The sequence below is a fragment of the Psychrilyobacter piezotolerans genome (assembly GCF_003391055.1).
Lineage (GTDB): Bacteria > Fusobacteriota > Fusobacteriia > Fusobacteriales > Fusobacteriaceae > Psychrilyobacter > Psychrilyobacter piezotolerans.
This window is the reverse complement of record NZ_QUAJ01000082.1, coordinates 1-512: the sequence shown is the minus strand read 5'-3', so window position 1 is coordinate 512 and position 512 is coordinate 1. Positions and strand designations below refer to the sequence as shown.

Below are 512 nucleotides of genomic sequence, written 5' to 3'. Positions count from 1 at the left end.
CCTAACCATTTATGGAGGGATGTTCCTAAGGTGTGATTAGCGATTGGGGTGAAGTCGTAACAAGGTATCCGTACCGGAAGGTGCGGATGGATCACCTCCTTTCTAAGGAGCACTTTATGAGATCGTTTACGATCTATATAAAGAATATTTACATCTCTCTTTCTCTATTTATTTGGTAATGTTCTCTTTATGAGAAAATACCAGTTGGACATTGAAAACTATATAATAATGAAATAATAAATTAACAATTTTATTAGATCTTCAAGTTATGTGAGAGCATAACGATAATTAACGAAGAGTTAGAAATAACTGAACGTAAATTAGATTTCAAAAATTCTAAAAACAAAGAGCAAAAAATATTGATATTTATGTATATAAACATTAATAATAGGTTAAGAAATTAAGGGCGCACGGAGAATGCCTTGGTAGTAAGAGCCGATGAAGGACGTGATAAGCTGCGATAAGCTAAGACAAGCTGCAATTGAGCGTAATAGTCTTAGATTTCCGAATGG

2 rRNA genes are annotated in these 512 nt (G+C 33.6%); both read left to right on the top strand.

Annotated elements, in window-relative coordinates:
- Positions 1 to 102: ribosomal RNA gene (locus tag DYH56_RS15750) — 16S ribosomal RNA — on the top strand; the annotation flags it as partial.
- A 288-nt stretch (positions 103 to 390) separates the two neighbouring features.
- Positions 391 to 512 (top strand): 23S ribosomal RNA (locus DYH56_RS15745); the annotation flags it as partial.